We start from the raw sequence: 15930 nt of genomic DNA, 5'->3' as shown, positions 1-15930 counted from the left end.
CGACGCCGACCAGCGCGGCCGCAACCAGCCAGAACGCTACAGATGGAGGAAAACCGCTCTAGCAGTCCGTTGATTTTCTCGACGGACTGCGTGATCGCACGGATGCGATCCCAAAATAACGACGTTAGTCGTTATTTTGGGAGCCGCGAAGAGCTATGCTCTGAGCTTGGCGATGTTGGAAAATGCCACGATGGCATTTTTCAACAGGCAGCTAGTACCGACCGCATTGTTGGGTTGCGTTTCGCTGCACCCAACCGCTTGACGTTCAAGACAGTCGCTACAGGCTTGCTAAAACTCTTGCCCCTGAGTGACCGGCGGTGGGATCTCTTCCGCTTTTTCCTTGGTCGGCTTCTTCTCGGCCTTTGGTTTGGCGGCGCCGCCGCCGAAGAAATTGAAGGTCGGAAGTTTCAAGGTCGGCTCCGGCTTCTCTCGCCACATGTCGATTTCGGCGTTCAGGACGACTTGGCCTTCTCCCATGCTGACGCGGGCGTTTAATCCGCGGAACCACTTCAAGAAGTTCGCCTCGAACTCCAGCTTCTTGTTACCCCACGCGGTCGAAATCCAACGCTCGCCGGCGCCTTCTCCCACCGTTTCGTACTTTCCATCCAGCGGGCAGACGAACTCCACCGCCAGCAGGTTCTCGGCGAAGTCCTTCGACTTGTCGACCGGTACGCCAAGCTGCGCCGAAATCTCCTCGAAGAACCGCACGTTGCTGAGCGATCCGCGTTTGGCCCATGACTGCGCCATCGCATTGGCGAGCGGCGTGACGTTGGCGTCCGAAATGTCGCCGATGTGAATGCGAGCCTGGGCTGAATGCTCATCCTCGCCCAGCGCCAATTGAGGCGTGACGTACTGCAAGATTTCTCGATGAAACGAAAGCGTGGAGAAGCCGTTGTACTCGCGGCGCCACAAGCCGAACGGAAACTGCGAATAGCCATATTGATCGGGCGTCGCCAACCGGCCCAACACCGGAATACGATCAATCAGGCCCGGTTTGGGCCATGCCGTCAAATAACCAGGCGTCGATTGCATCATCCGTAACGTGTTCAACAAGCCGCCGCTGGCGTAGCTGTCGACCGGAAAGGGAACGTCCTGTAGGCCCACGGCGTAATGATACAGTTGATTGTCAAAATCTCCTTTGAGCACAAACTGCATCATCGCAACGTCGCCCGGCGCCGGCACGATTTGACGTTTGACCGGCGGACCAAGTCGATCGGTCAGCATTCCATATTTCTCTTCGACGAACGGCGTCATCCGAGCGTCGATCGTCAATCGTTCGGTTCCCTTGTCATCGAGCTTGAAGCGATAGATACCCGCCATCAGCGGATCCATCTGGCTCCAGTGCGAAACGTGGAACTCCCGCACCCGTTCAAAATCGCGGGCCTCCTCCAAGTTGACGCTAGTCACCGCCACGTCGGCGATCGGCAAAAAATTGCCCGGGGCGCCGCGGAGCGAGTCTTGCAGCTTTCCGTCAATTTCGACGACGTGACTGCCATCAGGCCGGCGACCGTATGAGGTCGGCAGAAAGCCGTGCGCAATCAGCGTTTCATCCTTCAAATCGGGCAGCCCTTCGTTCATCGCCGCCGCTCGCGCCAGCTTCAGCAGTTCGATCTCAGTCGTCGCCCGCAAACGACGTCGCAGCTCAACGCGATACTGCGGGCTGTAGAGCCCTTGGAAGAATTGCGAAGACATGTAGCAGAAAATCGTGTCTTCGCGGCTGAGCGGCAAACGCATGCGGGCTTGCAGGAACTCGGCCGTCGCCCCCAAGCTGTCGGTGTCGGCATTGAGGGTGATGAACTGCTCGGCGATCGTTCGCGATGTGGTTACCAGGTGAAAGTCGCCGCGCCGCGCGTAGAACGAACGAATTGTGTTGTCAGGCGTCGTCAAAGCCGAGATCTCTTGACCGGCGACCTTGATCGTCTCAAGCTTGGCGCCAAGCTTCTTGTTTAAGCGAAGCGAATCTTTGCGATTCTTGTTGATGTCGTTGGCCAGCAGATCGTTTTGCTTCGCCTGGAAAATCATCCCAATCGCGGCCCCTTCGCGGGTATAGGCGTCACGACCGATCAACGCCACATCGGCGACAACCGCATCGCCAAACAATTCGGACAGCTCCGATTGCTTGAGCGCCAACTGCTTTTGGACGACTTCGTTCAGTCCCAGCTTCACTCCGCGGGCCGCGATCATCATGCCGAGATCCCCGCCGTTTTCTTCCAGCAATTTGTTGAGCCAGAGATAGTTGCTCAACTTGCCGAATCGCACATAGAAACAGTCGGGCGGAACCGCCTTGGCCAGCGGTTCAATGGGGACTTCACTCGCAGGCCGCGGCGCGATGATGTCGGTCCAGTTGATCGGCCGCGGCGTCGGCAGGTCTGCCGGCGAAGTGATCGACTGATCCATCATCACCGAACGCATTTCAGCGGCGCGGACCTTATCGGAATTCATCAATACGAAGACCGATTGATCAGGACTAAAGGCGTCTTGATCCTCCATCTCGCTTTTGGATAGCGGCGGCATTGGCAGCCCCAGCCGCCGCGACAACATCGCGGTCAGATAGGTCTCCATCACCATCGGATAGTTGGCCCACTCTTTCTGCTCACGAAACGCCTCGTGATACTTGCGCCACCACAGCAGTTCCATCGCGGTCAGCATCGATTCATGCGGCGGCGGAGTCGGCGTGATGCGAAAGGTCTGCGGCGTCGGCGTCGAAACCGTAATGTTGAGCGGCTCGTTACCAGTGAACAAGAAGTAGACGGTCAGGCGCTGCGGCGGCGTGACGCCGTCGATTCCGGCCAACCGCTGCAGAAAGCCAAGGACTCGCTGCTTTTCGAACGCAGGATAGAAAATGCGATTGTCGGTCTCATGGATCGCAAAGCTGTTACTGTCAACCGGATCGCCAAAGTCCGCTTTTTGAAAGGAGACGGTGATTTGGCCAACGCCAAACGGCTGGCCCGAAATTGCGACCGCTTCGGCGGCATGGGCGGAGGCGCTGGCCAGCATCATCGCAACCATTCCGAGCAGAGCTAACCAAATTCGCATCGAGCTTTCCTTGTAGGTGGAACGTTTCGCCGGTCGCGGCCGGCTAGCTCAGGACAAAGGACGCAGTCCTCGCTCCTTCCGCTGCTCATTTAGACGTTGAAACGCGGCCGGCTCGTCCTTGAGAAACCGGACCAATTGCGTCGTACTGCAGGATAACGACTGAGCCGCCAATTTGGCATCCCAGTCGGCCGCCGCCAAGTAATCGAGTCCCTCGGCCAAGAGCGACGGAAAATCGCGATGCGAAGGATTTACGGCAATTTTTCCGCCGCGAACCCGCGATTTCCAGAGCGAACTGGGAGAATCTTCGAGCGAAACGGCGGTCCGCAACTGTACAGCTAGGCGCAATCTTAGTCGAAACAGGGCGATTTGGCGATTCTCGGCCTGACTTCGGCGTTCATTCGCCTCGGCACTGACCCCACTCGCTGGATGGGTCAATACGACGGCGGTCTCCACTTTGTTCCGGTGCTGTCCCCCAGGACCGCTGCGCCGCTCACGCCGCATTTCGCACACGGCCAGCAAGCGTTCTTCGCTCAAGTCAGCTGGATGATCTCGCATATCCGGGGACCCTATACCGAACAGGTGAGCGACTGGCCATTGTCGCTGGGACCAAGCTGCAGCAGGAAGGGCGCCGCCTTGGCGGCCCAGTCAGCGGGCGAAGGACATCCATCGGCTCGATCGCCGATGCACTGCTTTTGCATGTCGGTGTTCACCACGCCGGGGCTTAGCGGGACCGCCGCCATGTCTGGCGGCAACTCTTTCGCCATCGCCAGCGTCATCCCTTCCACGCCATATTTGCTGCAGCAGTAAGGGGCGACCTCCGCCGAGACCATGCGTCCCCAGCCTGAGCTGAAGTTGACGATCACACCTTGCTGACGTTCAACCATCGCCGGCACGAATGAGCGAATAACATAGAACAATCCCTTCAGATTGACGTCGATCAGCGCGTCAAACTCGGCTGGCTCGATTTTCCAAAGCACGTTCCAATCATTCAGCAGGGCGGCGTTGTTCACCAACAGATCGGGAGGGCCATACTCAGCGACCACTTCAGCTCCCCATGCTGCGACCTTATCGTAGTTGGTGATATCGATCGCGTCGAAACGATGCCGACCGGTGAATTGCTCGCTCAGCTCGCTAATATGGTTAGCGTTGCGACCGCAACCGATTACGGTATGCCCCGCTTCCACAAACTTGGTGACCAGCGCCCGGCCAAGCCCGCGCGTCGCTCCCGTGACCACAATGACTTTTGCCTCGCTCACGCCAATTTCCTTAGAATCGTCGACAGATATCTGTCGTTCAGCATACGCCCAGACCCTGCCGCCGGAAACCAGAGTCGCCGATGCCTCGCTATGCTCCCCAGTTCTCGCTTCCTCCCTACGCGTACGTTCCGGGGATGCATGCGCACCCGATTTCGCATCCCGCCGGGCATAGTTTTCAGAGCGAAACGCCGCCGATCGACTGCCCGATCGACCTGCGGCGGTGCGAATCCTTCTTACGCGGAATCGATCTCTTTAACGCTGGCTACTATTGGGAAGCGCACGAGGCCTGGGAGGCGATCTGGCACGCCCAGAAAAGAGCAGGGGAGTCCGCCGCCCAGATCCAAGGGCTGATCAAGTTGGCCGCCGCCGGCGTGAAAGCGCGCGAAGGCTCGGCGGTCGGCGTCGCCCGGCATGCGGCGCGAGCGATCGAACTTCTCGACGATAGCGAAGGCCGACCATTGCCGATCCAACTCGCAGAGCTCCGCAGGTTGGCTCAAGATGCGGCGGCCCAGCCAGACGCTTACCTCGATACGCTGCCTGCGCCAGTCCGCGTCGTTTTCGCAACGCCCATTCGGCTGCTTGGCTGATCTACAAAACTATGTTGACACGCATGGCAAACTGCCGGCGGCGAGTCGCAACTATGGCGGCTGCCTGGGCACGCCGGTTGATGGCGAAATCAAAAACGCCCATGGCCTCGTTTCGCTGCTTCCTTTCCTCGAAATGAACAACCTGTAAGATCAGTTCGATCACACCGAAGCTTGTTCGGTCAGCGCAAGCAGCAGCTATCAACGGGCGACCGGCACGATCGTCGGTGACCCGCTCACCAACGGCAACGCCGTCCGCGGTCGACTGGCCGGGGCCGCCTACGGACCGAGCGGTTCGTACTCGGGCGCTGCGACCAATTACGAGTTCATCGTCAATTGCAGTCAAGAGTATGCGAGCTGCAACGCTTACGCCACGTCATCGAGCAATACCAAGCGGATGTTTGGCGCTGATGTGAACACCAGCTTCGCGAACGTGCTGTATGGTCTCTCCAACACCTTCATGATGGGCGAAACGACCAAATACCACGTTAATGGCGGCGCATTCGCCTGGTCGTATCGCAACTGGGTGATGACCGGAATCGACACGTATTACAGCAACGGCTCGCTGGGTGGGATCAACGTCTTGCATCAGCCGCAAGTGAACAACGCCGCTTGGCAGAGCCCGCCGTTTGTGCCGATTCGGGGGCGCGTTCAAACTTCGCGAAAGCCGGGGCGTGGCTGAAGACGTTTCCTTCGGCCTGGTCGTTTTTCTGGGCGCGGCCATTGGCCATCACCACGATCATCGGCGTCGACGTACCGTCGGCGATCAGATTGTCATGCAAGGCTTGCGGTTGGGCGAACCGTTTCCACTCGGTCTCGTCGCCGCCGATCCCATGCAACAGATAGAGGACCGGGTATTTCTTTTCGGCTGAGTAGCCTAGCGGCGTATAGCAGTCCGTTGATTTTCTCGACGGACTGCGTGATCGCATGGATGCGATCCCAAAATAGCGACGGAAGTCGTTATTTTGCGAGCCGCGAAGAGCTATGCTCTGAGCCTGGCGAGGTTGAAAAATGCCACGATGGCATTTTTCAACAGGCAGATAGACCAGCATCTTCCGCGTCGTGCCGATGGAAAACCGCCGCCGGAATCGCTTCCCGCAGCGGTTTTGAATTTTCACTTCGCCGTCAGGCCAATTAGCCCTGCAGCAGCTTTCGCAGCACGGTCTGCAGGATGCCGCCGTTGCGGTAATATTCCATTTCGACCGGGGTGTCGATGCGGCACTTGGCGGTAAACTCCAACGTGCTGCCGTCGGGGCGAGTCGCCTTCACGGGGACTTCTCCGCCTGGCTTCAGGTCGTCGGCCACGACGATGTCGAACGTTTCTTCCCCGGTCAGGCCCAAGGTTTCCCACGACTTACCGGTGGGGAACTCAAGCGGCAAGACGCCCATGCCAACCAGGTTGCTGCGGTGGATCCGCTCGAAGCTGGAGGTGATCACTGCGGTGACGCCCAGCAGGAAGGTTCCCTTAGCGGCCCAGTCGCGGCTGCTGCCGGTACCATATTCTTTGCCGGCCAAGACGACCAGCGGCGTGCCGTCCGCTTTGTACTTCTCCGCCGCGTCGTAGATCGACATCACTTCGCCGGTCGGCAGGTAACGAGTCCAACCACCTTCGGTCCCCGGCGCCAGACGATTGCGGATGCGAATGTTGGCGAAGGTGCCCCGGTGCATCACGCGGTCGTTACCGCGACGCGAACCATAGCTGTTAAAGTCGATCGGCTCGACGCCGTTTTCGATCAGGTAGCGGCCAGCCGGGCTATCTTTGGCGATCGCACCTGCCGGCGAGATATGGTCGGTCGTAACCGAGTCGCCGAGCAGCGCCAACACGCGGGCGCCGGTGATCGGCTTCAGCACTTCCGGCTCGATCCCCATGTCGACCATGAACGGCGGCTCTTGGATATACGTGCTGCTTTCGTCCCAGTCGTACAGTTCTCCCTCAACGACCGCGATCTTGTTCCAGGTCGGGTTCGACTCAAAGGCGGAGTTGTACTGCGATTGAAACATCTCCGGCGTCAGCGCGGTGTCGATGGTCGCCAGCACTTCTTCCGAAGTGGGCCAGATGTCTATCAGGAAGACGTCGTTTCCTTCGCCATCCTTACCGATCGGCTCGGTGACCAGGTCGATGTCGGTGCTGCCGGCGATGGCGTACGCCACAACCAGCGGCGGGCTGGCCAGGTAATTGGCTTTCACCAGCGGATTGACGCGACCTTCAAAGTTGCGGTTACCGCTCAGCACCGCCGAAGCGACCAAATTGCCGCTGGTCACCGCCGCGGCGACCGGATCGGGCAGCGGACCGCTGTTGCCGATGCAGGTGGTGCAGCCATAGCCAACCAGGCTGAAACCGAGGGCTTCCAGATCATCCATCAGGCCGGCCTTGTTCAGGTAGTCGGTCACGACGCGCGAGCCCGGCGCCAGGCTCGTCTTGACGTACGACGGAACGCGAAGTCCCTTGGCGACCGCATTGCGAGCCAACAGACCGGCCGACAACATCACCGACGGGTTGCTGGTGTTGGTGCAGCTGGTGATCGCCGCGATCACGACGGCGCCATGGCCGATCGTGGCGGACGAACCATTGTTTTCGACCGTGCCGGTACGGGCCAGTTCGTCTTCGCCCAAGGCGAATCCGCGCTGTTCGATCGGCGCCGTCAGCGTGCGCTGGAATTCCGACTTCATGTTGGCGAGCGCAACACGATCTTGCGGACGCTTCGGACCGGCCATCGACGGCTCGACCGTGCTGACGTCCAGTTTGACCAGCGTGGTGAACTTCGGCATCGGGGCGTCGTCAGTGCGGAAGATGCCCAGCTCTTTGGCGTAGGTTTCGACCAGGGCGACTTCTTCTTCGGTGCGGCCGGTGCGGCGGAGATAGTTGAGCGTTTCGTCGTCGACCGGGAAGAAGCCCATCGTGGCGCCATATTCGGGCGCCATGTTGGCAATCGTGGCTCGGTCGGGCAGGCTCATCTTGCTAACGCCGTCACCAAAGAACTCGACGAACTTGCCAACGACACCTTCCTTGCGGAGGATCTGGGTCACGGTCAGCACCAGGTCGGTGGCGGTGACGCCCGGCGGCAGTTCGCCGGTGATTTCAAAACCGACCACTTCCGGGGTCAGCATGTAGATCGGCTGCCCCAGCATGACCGCTTCGGCCTCGATACCGCCGACGCCCCAACCGACGACCCCCAGGCCGTTGATCATGGTGGTGTGGCTATCGGTACCGACCAGCGAGTCCGGAATGGCGACCGGGCCCTTTGCGTCTTCACGCACGAAGACCCCCTTGGCCAGGAACTCGAGATTCACCTGGTGGACAATGCCGACGTTCGGCGGCACCGCGCGGAAATTGTCGAGCGCCTTTTGGCCCCAGCGAAGGAACTCGTAACGTTCGCGGTTGCGCTGGAACTCAAGCTCGACGTTCTTTTCGAGCGAGTCGGAGTGGCCGAAGGCGTCAACCTGCACCGAGTGGTCGATCACCAGGTCAACCGGAATGAGTGGGTTAATTTTGTTGGGGTCGCCGCCGAGACGCTTCATCGCGCTGCGCATCGCGGCCAGGTCGACCACCGCCGGCACGCCGGTGAAGTCTTGCAGCACGACGCGGGACGGCATGAAGGGAACTTCGCTCGGATCAGGGTTGCTGGGCTTCCAGGCCGCCAACCGGCGAACGTCATCTTCCGACACGACGAAGCCGTCGCACGAACGGAGAACCGCTTCCAACAGGATACGGATCGAATAGGGGAGGGAGTCTACATCGCAGAGTCCCTGATCCTGAAGCCGGCGAATTCGGTAGATTCCCAATTCCCCCTGAGGAGTCGAAAACGTATCGCGAGCGCCAAACGGATCAAAAACCGTACCCATGCGTCAATCTCTTTCCACAAAGTTGCACAAAATGAAAACGAACGGGCCGCCTTCACCCAGGGGTTGAGTTTACCGCAATTTTTGTCCGCTGTCTGCTAGGAATAGCCGTCCCCGGCGGTTGTAACTACCGCCACCAGCCGGACATAATCGGACACCAGATTTCTCACCTAACACCGCCCATCGGGGCGAAAGCGCGGAATAATCGATGAATTCGGAACAGGCGACCCTCCCCAAGCTGAACGAAGAGCGCTCGAACCTGCAAACCGGGGCCCTGTTGATCCTGGCGGCGGTCGCGGTCTCGTTTGCCGTCGCTTATGCCCGCAGCATTTTGATTCCCTTTACGCTGGCGGTCTTCCTCAATTACCTGGTGGCGCCGATCGTCGATTTTTCGATGGTTCGGCTTCGATTTTCCAAGTTTATGGCGGTGACCGTCGCGCTGCTGATCGTTGGCCTGGCCTTGGTCGTCATGAGTTTCCTGGTGCTGCTGGTAATCCAGAGCATTTCGGACCCGCAAATGCTGCGGCAGCTCGAATTTGACCTCCAGCGAAAGCTCGACGCGATCGTCATCCAGGGGTACGCGATGGCGGATAGCTGGTTAGGGGTAGAATTTGACCGCCCTGACTCGGAATTGATCATCTCGGCGATCAAAAACAACCTGATTTCTCAGATGCCGGCGTACGCCCAGATGTTGGGGGCCCTGCTGATGAGCCTGGTCTCGAGCACCGCGCTGACGACGATTTTCGTCGGGTTCATGCTGGCCGGCCGCGATCCGTACAAAGTCTCCAAAGGGATGTACGCCGAGATCGACCAGAAAATCCGCCGCTACATCACCACCAAGTTCATGATCTCGGCAGTGACCGGCCTGTTGGTGTGGGCGACGCTGGCGATGATGGGGATGCGGCTGGCGTCGCTGTTTGGCCTGATGGCGTTCATGCTCAACTTCATCCCGTCGGTCGGTTCGATTATCGCCACGCTGCTGCCGATCCCGCTGGCGATCGTCGACTTTGACAGCGTCGTGATGATCGTCCTGGTGATCGCCATCCCCGGCGCCATCCAGATGACGCTCGGCAACGTGATCGAACCGATGATCATGGGGGAAGGCCTGCAGCTGCACCCGGTGACGATTCTGTTAAGTCTGACCTTCTGGGGCATGCTCTGGGGACCAGCCGGCATGGTGCTGGCCGTGCCGATCACCGCCACGATGCGAATCGTGCTGCTGCGGTTCGAAACGACGCGGGCAATCGGCAATCTGATGGCGGGGATATTTCCGGAGCATATGTAACAGCGTCTGGGCGCCGTTTCGAAAAAAAAGGTCCCGGCGTCAAACCCCGGGACCTTTTTTGGACATCTCGTAGGCTTAGCAGTCCGTTGATTTTCTCGACGGACTGCGTGATCGCATGGATGCGATCCCAAAATAGCGACGGAAGTCGTTAGTTTGCGAGCCGCGAAGAGCTACGCTCTGAGCCTGGCGAGGTTGGAAAATGCCACGATGGCATTTTCCAACAGGCAGTTAGTTGCCGAACACGCCGACCCAGTAGGTCGAACCGTTCCGGGCAACCGCGTAGCCGTAACCAACTTCACGGGCGCCGCTCAAGAGAATCGCGCGGTGACCGGGGCTGTTGAGCCAGCCTTGGAAGCAGGAAGGAATCGATTTGGCGTTCCACAGGATGATTTCGCCCGACGGGCTGCCGGCATAGTTGTGGCGTCGCGTGCGAGCGACGAAACCGCCATTGACCGAGTGGCTGAACTGGCCGGTCTTGGCCATGTACCAGGCATGATCCTGGGCCGCCTTGGTCAGTTCCGGGTTCATCTTTTGCGCCGGCAATCCATACTGGGCGCGAACTTGATTCGAGTGGTTCCACATCTTCACCAGGCTAGGGTGATTGTGGAGAAATTCGACTTTGACCTCGACGTCCGCCTTTTCGGCTTCGGCTTCCGGTTTGACGCTGGCGTCTTCCGCACTGAGCGTCGCAGCGAGGGTCAACAGCAGGGCTAGGGAGAGAGCTTTCTTCGGTTCCGTCATTGGGTTTCCGGGGGGAAGGGGTGGTAGGACTCCGTTTCGAAGAACGAGCATTTTTACGGCCTGGGTAAGATGGTTCAACTATCCCTTTGGGCCGTGATCGCCAAAAACCGAGGTTGCGGCCAACTTGGATGGGTTGCTATAAACCGCTTTCAGTAAAGAACTTGAGCCCCTAAAGCCACTGCCGTGACCGCAATTGACCGCGGAAGTCCGCCCTCTTTTTTTTCGGCCAAAATGCTCTGCATTTCGGTCGCAGGAGCTCTTGCGCTGCTCTTTTCTGGCTGTTCTTCGCTGACGCCCAACAACGGTCGCAACTGGGCGCCCGACCAAACGCGGTTGCCGACGTACGAAAATGTGGCGGGCGAAATCACCATCCACAACGTCCGCAATTGCCGCTACACGTCGTCCGACGACTACGTGGTGCAGTATTACGACAAGCAGTTCAATCTGAGCGACGTTGAGTCGGTCGACTTCTTGGTCGCCCCGTTTAACGACACGCCTTCGGTCGCCCACACGATGCTCAGCTTTGGTTTTGCCGACGGCGACCAGATTGTCTCGTCGGTTGAAATTCGCAAAGAAGCGGACGAAGAGTACTCGGCCTGGAAGGGCTTCTTCAACCAGTACGAACTGATGTACGTGATCGGCGACGAACGCGACGTCATCAATCTCAGCTCCAACCAATACAAGAGCGACGTCTATCTCTATCGCACGATGGCGACGCCGGAGCAGTCGCAAGAACTGCTGCTTGATGTCCTGCAAAGAGCGAACAAATTGGCGGTAAAACCCGAGTTTTACAACACCATCACCAACAACTGCACCACCAACATCGTGCAGCATGTGAACGACCTGGCGCCCGAGCGCGTCCGCTACAATTACAAGGTTCTGTTCACCGGCTATAGTGACGAGTACGCTTACGAACTCGGCTTGTTGGACCAAACCGTTCCGTTTGAAGAGTTGAAACGGCGCTCGCGAATCAACGAACTGGCCGAAAAATACGAATACGATCCCGACTTCTCCGCCAAGATCCGACGGCGATAATACTAACGCTATGACGCCAGCCGATATCCAAGCCGACCGCCCGAACCAAAGCTTGAAGATCAAGTGGTCGGATGGTCTGGATAGCCTGGCGCACTTCTGGGATCTCCGCTGCAGTTGCCGTTGTGCGCGCTGCATTAGCGAACATACCGGCGAGCAGATCTTGAACCCCGACGACGTTCCCCGCGACGTCAGCATCGACTCGATGGAATTGGTCGGCGGCTACGCGCTGCGAATCCGCTGGACCGACGGCCACGATACCGGGCTGTTTACCTGGGAACATCTCCGCGAAGCGTCGCAAGCGAGCTAGCAATGCCGCCGCCACTGTCTACTTTTTTGATGCGGAATTGCGCCAAACTTTACAATTCTTGATAGTTCGGCGTTGCTGCATGACGAAAAACGGATTAGATACGGGCAACTGTGGTTTTGCTGCCAGTTCAATCGCTTCCGGCAAGGAGGTCGGCAATGAATGGCGTTGCATTCGCTTTCGCGGCCATGATGGCCGCCGTATCGGCACAGCCGAGAGACCCTGCAGTGACGGATCGAGTCGACTTGGTCGAGATCAATCACTACTACGACGCTCAGGGAAGGCTCGTGTTCGATCAGGTGATTTTCTACGAATGGTCGTCGAAGAACGCTCGCTTCGACGTCGTCGCCTGGCGTCTACTCAAGACGCCTGCCCAGGTTCCGACACGCGATTGGAAACGGGGCGGATACGTCACCAGTTGGCGCGACGGCGAGGTACTTCGCGAGGTCCGCTCGATCCAGCGTCGCGAGACCTGGACCCAGCACGACCCGGAACTAATCGAGCGCGATTACTTACCCCGTGAGTTAAGACGCGGGCTTAGCAGGCAATTGGCCGAACGGTGAACTTGGCTGGTACCATATTTCCATTACCTGGCGCCATGCTCTTACGGCGAAGACGCCGTAAGAGCATGGCGCCAAGCACACAGAACGTTCACTAGTTCGCGATCAGCGCCGCGTCGTCTCCGACGACAAAGACCTGAATCATCAACAGCGCCATCGACTGCCCGTTGAGCAGGAAATGGACGACAACGCACGGAGTCAGTCTCCGCGTACGTTGATAGAGATACCCTAGTCCCAGGGCGAGAAAGAAAAGCGGGATCGGCGCCAGGCCTTGTCCCAGGTGCATTAGGGCGAACAGCGCCGCGCTGATTAAAATCGGACCATACAACTGGGCCGGCGATCGCTCGATCGGCAGCGCTTCGTCGCTGACCGCGGAGGCGACGATTACTTCCGACTGCGGCGAGTCGAATGGATTGTCGCTCGAATCGGCGAAACTCGACGCCACCTCCGCACTTTCCGCCGAGGTCGCTGTGGCCGCGACCAATTCTGGCAGCGGCTCCGCTTGCCAATAGCGGCGGATCCGTCCGACGAAAACACTGGCGGTGCTCAAGCGACCATCCCACATATCCTGCAGCCAGCCTTGCAGCAATCCGCGAAATGCAAACTCCTCGAACAAAGGAGCCGCAAAGACGGCCGCGGCGACCGAAGCGAACGCCATCGGCACGCTGCGGTCCTTAATCAGCATGTTGATCAGTTCATGCTCGTACGGCTGCAGCAGCGCCAAGATCGTCTGCAAGATCAAGGTCGGCACGACCAGCATGCCAAACGCCATGCACCCAAGCAACAAGTCACTCGAGAACTGCTCGCCCCGCTTTCCAAACAACTGCAAGCCGAAGCCGCGGAGCGAAATGAGCTTGGCGATCGCCAACACGGTCAACAGTTCGGCCGCGGCGAAAGCCATGATCATGGACGCGCGCTGGTTGGTGGTCAGCGTATCGGGATTGATCGGAAACTTCGCCCCGGTGGCGATCAAGCCGCCGACCTGAAACATGCCGATCAAGACGGCGACCGTGACGATCAGCGCCACGATATCGATTAAGCCCCAACTGATCGTCTCGCCTGACTCTTGCTGCAGAATTGCCTCGCCGCGCGAAACGCGAAAATAGACCCAGGTCCACCCGGTCAGGCAAACCACCAGCAGCACCAGCATCAGGCCGAGCGCACCTAAACCAAAAACTATCTGTGCCATGAAGCGATCACGTGCTAGTTGCCAGATTTGCGAATCATTTCCGCCGCCGCGAAGATGTAGATGACGCCGGAATGGACCGTCGACGCCACCGCCAACCAGGCCGAAATGAGCGCCGTCCACTGCAGAGTCGCCGTCAGTGGGCCATCGGTGGTACTTTGAACATACGCCAAGACTGCCATCGAGGCGACGGCCGCGATGCATTGCAGCACCATCTTAATCTTGCCCGGCATATTGGCCGAGAAATCTCCGCCATGCTGTTCGATGAAACTGCGGATCACCGTAACCAGCATCTCGCGTCCGACCACCACCACCGCCATCCACGCGGCGACCTGCGAGCCCGGCAAAGCGGCCAGATAGATAAACGTGCCGCAGATGATGATCTTGTCGACAAACGGGTCAAAGACGCGGCCGACCTGGGTCACCTGGTTGTATTTGCGGGCCCAGTAGCCATCCATCCAGTCGGTCGAAGCGGCCACGATAAAGACGACGTTCGCCGCGACAAATTGCTCCAACGATAACAGCACGAAGACGGCGATCGACAAGATGAACCGGATCAGCGTGATCACGTTCGGCACGTTGACGATTTTCGTCGAGGCCGTCGGTTTGGCGTCTGCAGTGGTCATGTCGCTTTCGTCAGGGTGGAGAGTTCATCGGCGAGAAGCGTCGCAATCGGCGTTTAACTAGCGAGGCGTATCGACCGCCACGCCAATCAGGTCGTAGTCGTGGGTCGCGACGATCTCAGTCGCCACCATCTGACCTGCCGCCAGACCTTCGCCCGAGACGAAGACGACGCAGTCGACATCCGGCGCGTCATGCTTGGTTCGCCCGATCCACGCGGTCGCTTGTCCCGGAACCTGCTGATCGAGGATCACGTCCATCTTGGTTCCGACCAGCGCGTCGTTCCGCGCGAAGACGACCTCTTGCTGGACTTCCATCAAACGATCGCGACGCTGGGCGGCGACTTCTTCCGGCACCGCGTCCGGCAGTTTGACCGCCGGGGTATCTTCTTCCCGCGAGTAGGTGAAGACGCCGACCCGCTCAAACTTCTGCTCGGCGACGAATTCAGCCAACTCATCAAATTGTTCGTCGGTTTCGCCAGGGAATCCAGTGATAAAGGTGGTGCGAATCGCCAGATCGGGCACCATAAGGCGCATCATCGCGATCGACTCTTCGGTCGATTTGCGGGTCACGCGGCGGGCCATCCGGCGGAGCATGTTGTCATTGATATGCTGCAGCGGCATGTCGACGTACGGCACGATTTTGTCGGCGTCGGCGATCGTCTGCATCAGGTGCTCGTCGATGTACATCGGATAGAAGTACATCAAGCGGATCCAATCGAAGCCTTTCACGTCGTTCAGTTGCTTCAGCAGCTGCGCCAGACGGGGTTCGCCATACAGGTCCATGCCGTAATAGGTCGTGTCCTGGGCGACGACGATCAGTTCGCGGACGCCGTCACTGGCCAGCTCTTCCGCTTCGCGAATCACTTCTTCGATCGGCTTGGTGGCATGCTTACCGCGCATCTTCGGAATCGCGCAGAAGGTGCAGAGCCGATCGCAACCTTCCGAAATCTTCAGATAGCCAAAATGCTTCGGCGTGATTCGCAACCGATGACGATCTTCCAACGCCCGAACTGGGGCAGGGCGGAAGACCTCGCGCTGCTCATCCAAATTCCCGACCAATCGATCGGCCACCTTGGTGATCTCGTCCCGGCCGAAAACCCCGACCACCTGGTCGATCTCGGGGCAGTCGATCAGCAGTTGTTCTTTTTGACGCTCGGCCAAGCAGCCCGAGACGATGACGCCGCGGATCTTGCCCTGACGCTTCAGCTCGAGCATTTCGTGAATCGCGGCGAACGATTCGTTGCGGGCCGCTTCGATAAAGCCGCACGTGTTGACCACGACAAAGTCGGCGCCAACCGGCTCCGGCACCAGCGAGTAACCGTCAATCTGCAACAACCCCAACATCCGCTCGCTGTCGACCGTATTCTTGGGACAGCCGAGACTGATGAAGGAGTAGGAGCCCTTTGCCTCGCCGGACGATTGGCAGGTGGTAGCAGGCGAAGCTTGATTAAGAATCGGAAGTTGCGTCATCGGTTACTTT

At 58.9% G+C, this 15930-nt stretch carries 16 protein-coding genes; 7 read left to right on the top strand and 9 right to left on the bottom strand.

Features of this window, described 5'->3' with window-relative positions; translation table 11 throughout:
• Nucleotides 1–288 precede the first annotated feature (288 nt).
• From Enr8_RS08170 to Enr8_RS08160, 3 genes are read right to left on the bottom strand one after another with little or no spacing between them, the layout of a single operon-like run.
• Nucleotides 289–3036, bottom strand: coding sequence for a hypothetical protein (locus tag Enr8_RS08170; protein WP_146430315.1), 2748 nt, complete (start codon nt 3034–3036; stop codon nt 289–291).
• A gap of 48 nt (nt 3037–3084) precedes the next feature.
• Nucleotides 3085–3591, bottom strand: a complete 507-nt coding sequence (locus Enr8_RS08165; RefSeq protein WP_222434822.1) for a peptide chain release factor family protein — start codon at nt 3589–3591, stop codon at nt 3085–3087.
• Nucleotides 3592–3602: 11 nt separating this feature from the next.
• A complete protein-coding gene (locus tag Enr8_RS08160; RefSeq protein WP_146430311.1) occupies nt 3603–4292 on the bottom strand; it encodes an SDR family oxidoreductase in 690 nt (229 codons plus the stop codon).
• A gap of 80 nt (nt 4293–4372) precedes the next feature.
• Here Enr8_RS08160 and Enr8_RS08155 point away from each other — a divergent pair, with 80 nt between their 5' ends.
• The 3 genes from Enr8_RS08155 (at nt 4373) to Enr8_RS08150 (ending at nt 5558) form a co-directional block, all read left to right on the top strand.
• On the top strand, nt 4373–4879 hold the full coding sequence (locus Enr8_RS08155; RefSeq protein ID WP_146430309.1) for a DUF309 domain-containing protein: 507 nt from the start codon (nt 4373–4375) through the stop codon (nt 4877–4879).
• A complete protein-coding gene (locus tag Enr8_RS25290) occupies nt 4872–5027 on the top strand; it encodes a hypothetical protein (protein WP_186767512.1) in 156 nt (51 codons plus the stop codon). The genes Enr8_RS08155 and Enr8_RS25290 overlap by 8 nt, the downstream gene beginning before the upstream one ends.
• A 69-nt stretch (nt 5028–5096) precedes the next feature.
• Nucleotides 5097–5558 (top strand): DUF1559 family PulG-like putative transporter, encoded by a 462-nt coding sequence (locus Enr8_RS08150; protein ID WP_315851755.1) that lies wholly within the window; start codon nt 5097–5099, stop codon nt 5556–5558.
• Here Enr8_RS08150 and Enr8_RS08145 read toward each other — a convergent pair.
• Together Enr8_RS08145 and acnA are read right to left on the bottom strand one after the other, a co-directional pair.
• Nucleotides 5452–5805, bottom strand: coding sequence for an alpha/beta hydrolase (locus Enr8_RS08145; protein WP_246120051.1), 354 nt, complete (start codon nt 5803–5805; stop codon nt 5452–5454). The two genes, Enr8_RS08150 and Enr8_RS08145, sit on opposite strands and share 107 nt — an antisense overlap.
• A 205-nt stretch (nt 5806–6010) precedes the next feature.
• A complete protein-coding gene (gene acnA / locus Enr8_RS08140; RefSeq protein ID WP_146430303.1) occupies nt 6011–8719 on the bottom strand; it encodes an aconitate hydratase AcnA in 2709 nt (902 codons plus the stop codon).
• A 205-nt stretch (nt 8720–8924) separates the two neighbouring features.
• On the opposite strand from acnA, the gene Enr8_RS08135 reads away from it, so the two are divergent.
• Nucleotides 8925–10001 (top strand): AI-2E family transporter, encoded by a 1077-nt coding sequence (locus Enr8_RS08135; RefSeq protein WP_146430301.1) that lies wholly within the window; start codon nt 8925–8927, stop codon nt 9999–10001.
• Nucleotides 10002–10229: 228 nt separating this feature from the next.
• Here Enr8_RS08135 and Enr8_RS08130 read toward each other — a convergent pair whose 3' ends face one another.
• Entirely contained in the window at nt 10230–10742 is a 513-nt protein-coding gene (locus tag Enr8_RS08130) for a CAP domain-containing protein (protein WP_186767511.1), read from the bottom strand.
• A gap of 231 nt (nt 10743–10973) precedes the next feature.
• Between Enr8_RS08130 and Enr8_RS08125 the strand changes: the two genes are divergently transcribed.
• The 3 genes from Enr8_RS08125 (at nt 10974) to Enr8_RS08115 (ending at nt 12644) form a co-directional block, all read left to right on the top strand.
• Complete coding sequence (locus tag Enr8_RS08125; RefSeq protein WP_146431614.1) at nt 10974–11777, top strand: Lnb N-terminal periplasmic domain-containing protein; 804 nt, start codon at nt 10974–10976, stop codon at nt 11775–11777.
• Nucleotides 11778–11787: 10 nt separating this feature from the next.
• Nucleotides 11788–12084, top strand: coding sequence for a DUF971 domain-containing protein (locus tag Enr8_RS08120; RefSeq protein ID WP_146430297.1), 297 nt, complete (start codon nt 11788–11790; stop codon nt 12082–12084).
• Between the two features lie 224 nt (nt 12085–12308).
• Nucleotides 12309–12644 carry a hypothetical protein gene (locus Enr8_RS08115; protein ID WP_246120000.1) on the top strand — a complete coding sequence of 112 codons (336 nt, stop codon included), beginning with the start codon at nt 12309–12311 and terminating at the stop codon, nt 12642–12644.
• Nucleotides 12645–12735: 91 nt separating this feature from the next.
• On the opposite strand, the gene Enr8_RS08110 is transcribed toward Enr8_RS08115, so the two are convergent.
• Genes Enr8_RS08110 through rimO form a run of 3 tightly spaced genes read right to left on the bottom strand, consistent with a single transcriptional unit; the run spans nt 12736 to nt 15920 of the window.
• Nucleotides 12736–13830, bottom strand: a complete 1095-nt coding sequence (locus Enr8_RS08110) for a CPBP family intramembrane glutamic endopeptidase (protein ID WP_146430293.1) — start codon at nt 13828–13830, stop codon at nt 12736–12738.
• Nucleotides 13831–13844: 14 nt separating this feature from the next.
• A complete protein-coding gene (gene pgsA / locus Enr8_RS08105; RefSeq protein ID WP_146430291.1) occupies nt 13845–14453 on the bottom strand; it encodes a CDP-diacylglycerol--glycerol-3-phosphate 3-phosphatidyltransferase in 609 nt (202 codons plus the stop codon).
• A 57-nt stretch (nt 14454–14510) separates the two neighbouring features.
• Nucleotides 14511–15920, bottom strand: coding sequence for a 30S ribosomal protein S12 methylthiotransferase RimO (gene rimO, locus Enr8_RS08100; protein ID WP_246119999.1), 1410 nt, complete (start codon nt 15918–15920; stop codon nt 14511–14513).
• Nucleotides 15921–15930 lie beyond the last annotated feature (10 nt).

The organism is Blastopirellula retiformator (assembly GCF_007859755.1).
Taxonomy (GTDB): Bacteria; Planctomycetota; Planctomycetia; order Pirellulales; family Pirellulaceae; genus Blastopirellula; species Blastopirellula retiformator.
Note: the sequence above shows the minus strand (reverse complement) of the source record. Positions and strands in the feature narration are given on the sequence as shown.

Excerpts from the sequence above, each read along its gene's own strand:
- Enr8_RS08170 (WP_146430315.1), bottom strand. The coding sequence starts at position 3,036 with ATGCGAATTTGGTTAGCTCTGCTCGGAATGGTTGCGATGATGCTGGCC.
- Enr8_RS08165 (WP_222434822.1), bottom strand. The coding sequence starts at position 3,591 with ATGCGAGATCATCCAGCTGACTTGAGCGAAGAACGCTTGCTGGCCGTG.
- Enr8_RS08155 (WP_146430309.1), top strand. The coding sequence starts at position 4,373 with ATGCCTCGCTATGCTCCCCAGTTCTCGCTTCCTCCCTACGCGTACGTT.
- Enr8_RS08145 (WP_246120051.1), bottom strand. The coding sequence starts at position 5,805 with ATGCGATCACGCAGTCCGTCGAGAAAATCAACGGACTGCTATACGCCG.
- acnA (WP_146430303.1), bottom strand. The coding sequence starts at position 8,719 with ATGGGTACGGTTTTTGATCCGTTTGGCGCTCGCGATACGTTTTCGACT.
- Enr8_RS08135 (WP_146430301.1), top strand. The coding sequence starts at position 8,925 with ATGAATTCGGAACAGGCGACCCTCCCCAAGCTGAACGAAGAGCGCTCG.
- Enr8_RS08130 (WP_186767511.1), bottom strand. The coding sequence starts at position 10,742 with ATGACGGAACCGAAGAAAGCTCTCTCCCTAGCCCTGCTGTTGACCCTC.
- Enr8_RS08125 (WP_146431614.1), top strand. The coding sequence starts at position 10,974 with ATGCTCTGCATTTCGGTCGCAGGAGCTCTTGCGCTGCTCTTTTCTGGC.
- Enr8_RS08120 (WP_146430297.1), top strand. The coding sequence starts at position 11,788 with ATGACGCCAGCCGATATCCAAGCCGACCGCCCGAACCAAAGCTTGAAG.
- Enr8_RS08110 (WP_146430293.1), bottom strand. The coding sequence starts at position 13,830 with ATGGCACAGATAGTTTTTGGTTTAGGTGCGCTCGGCCTGATGCTGGTG.
- pgsA (WP_146430291.1), bottom strand. The coding sequence starts at position 14,453 with ATGACCACTGCAGACGCCAAACCGACGGCCTCGACGAAAATCGTCAAC.
- rimO (WP_246119999.1), bottom strand. The coding sequence starts at position 15,920 with ATGACGCAACTTCCGATTCTTAATCAAGCTTCGCCTGCTACCACCTGC.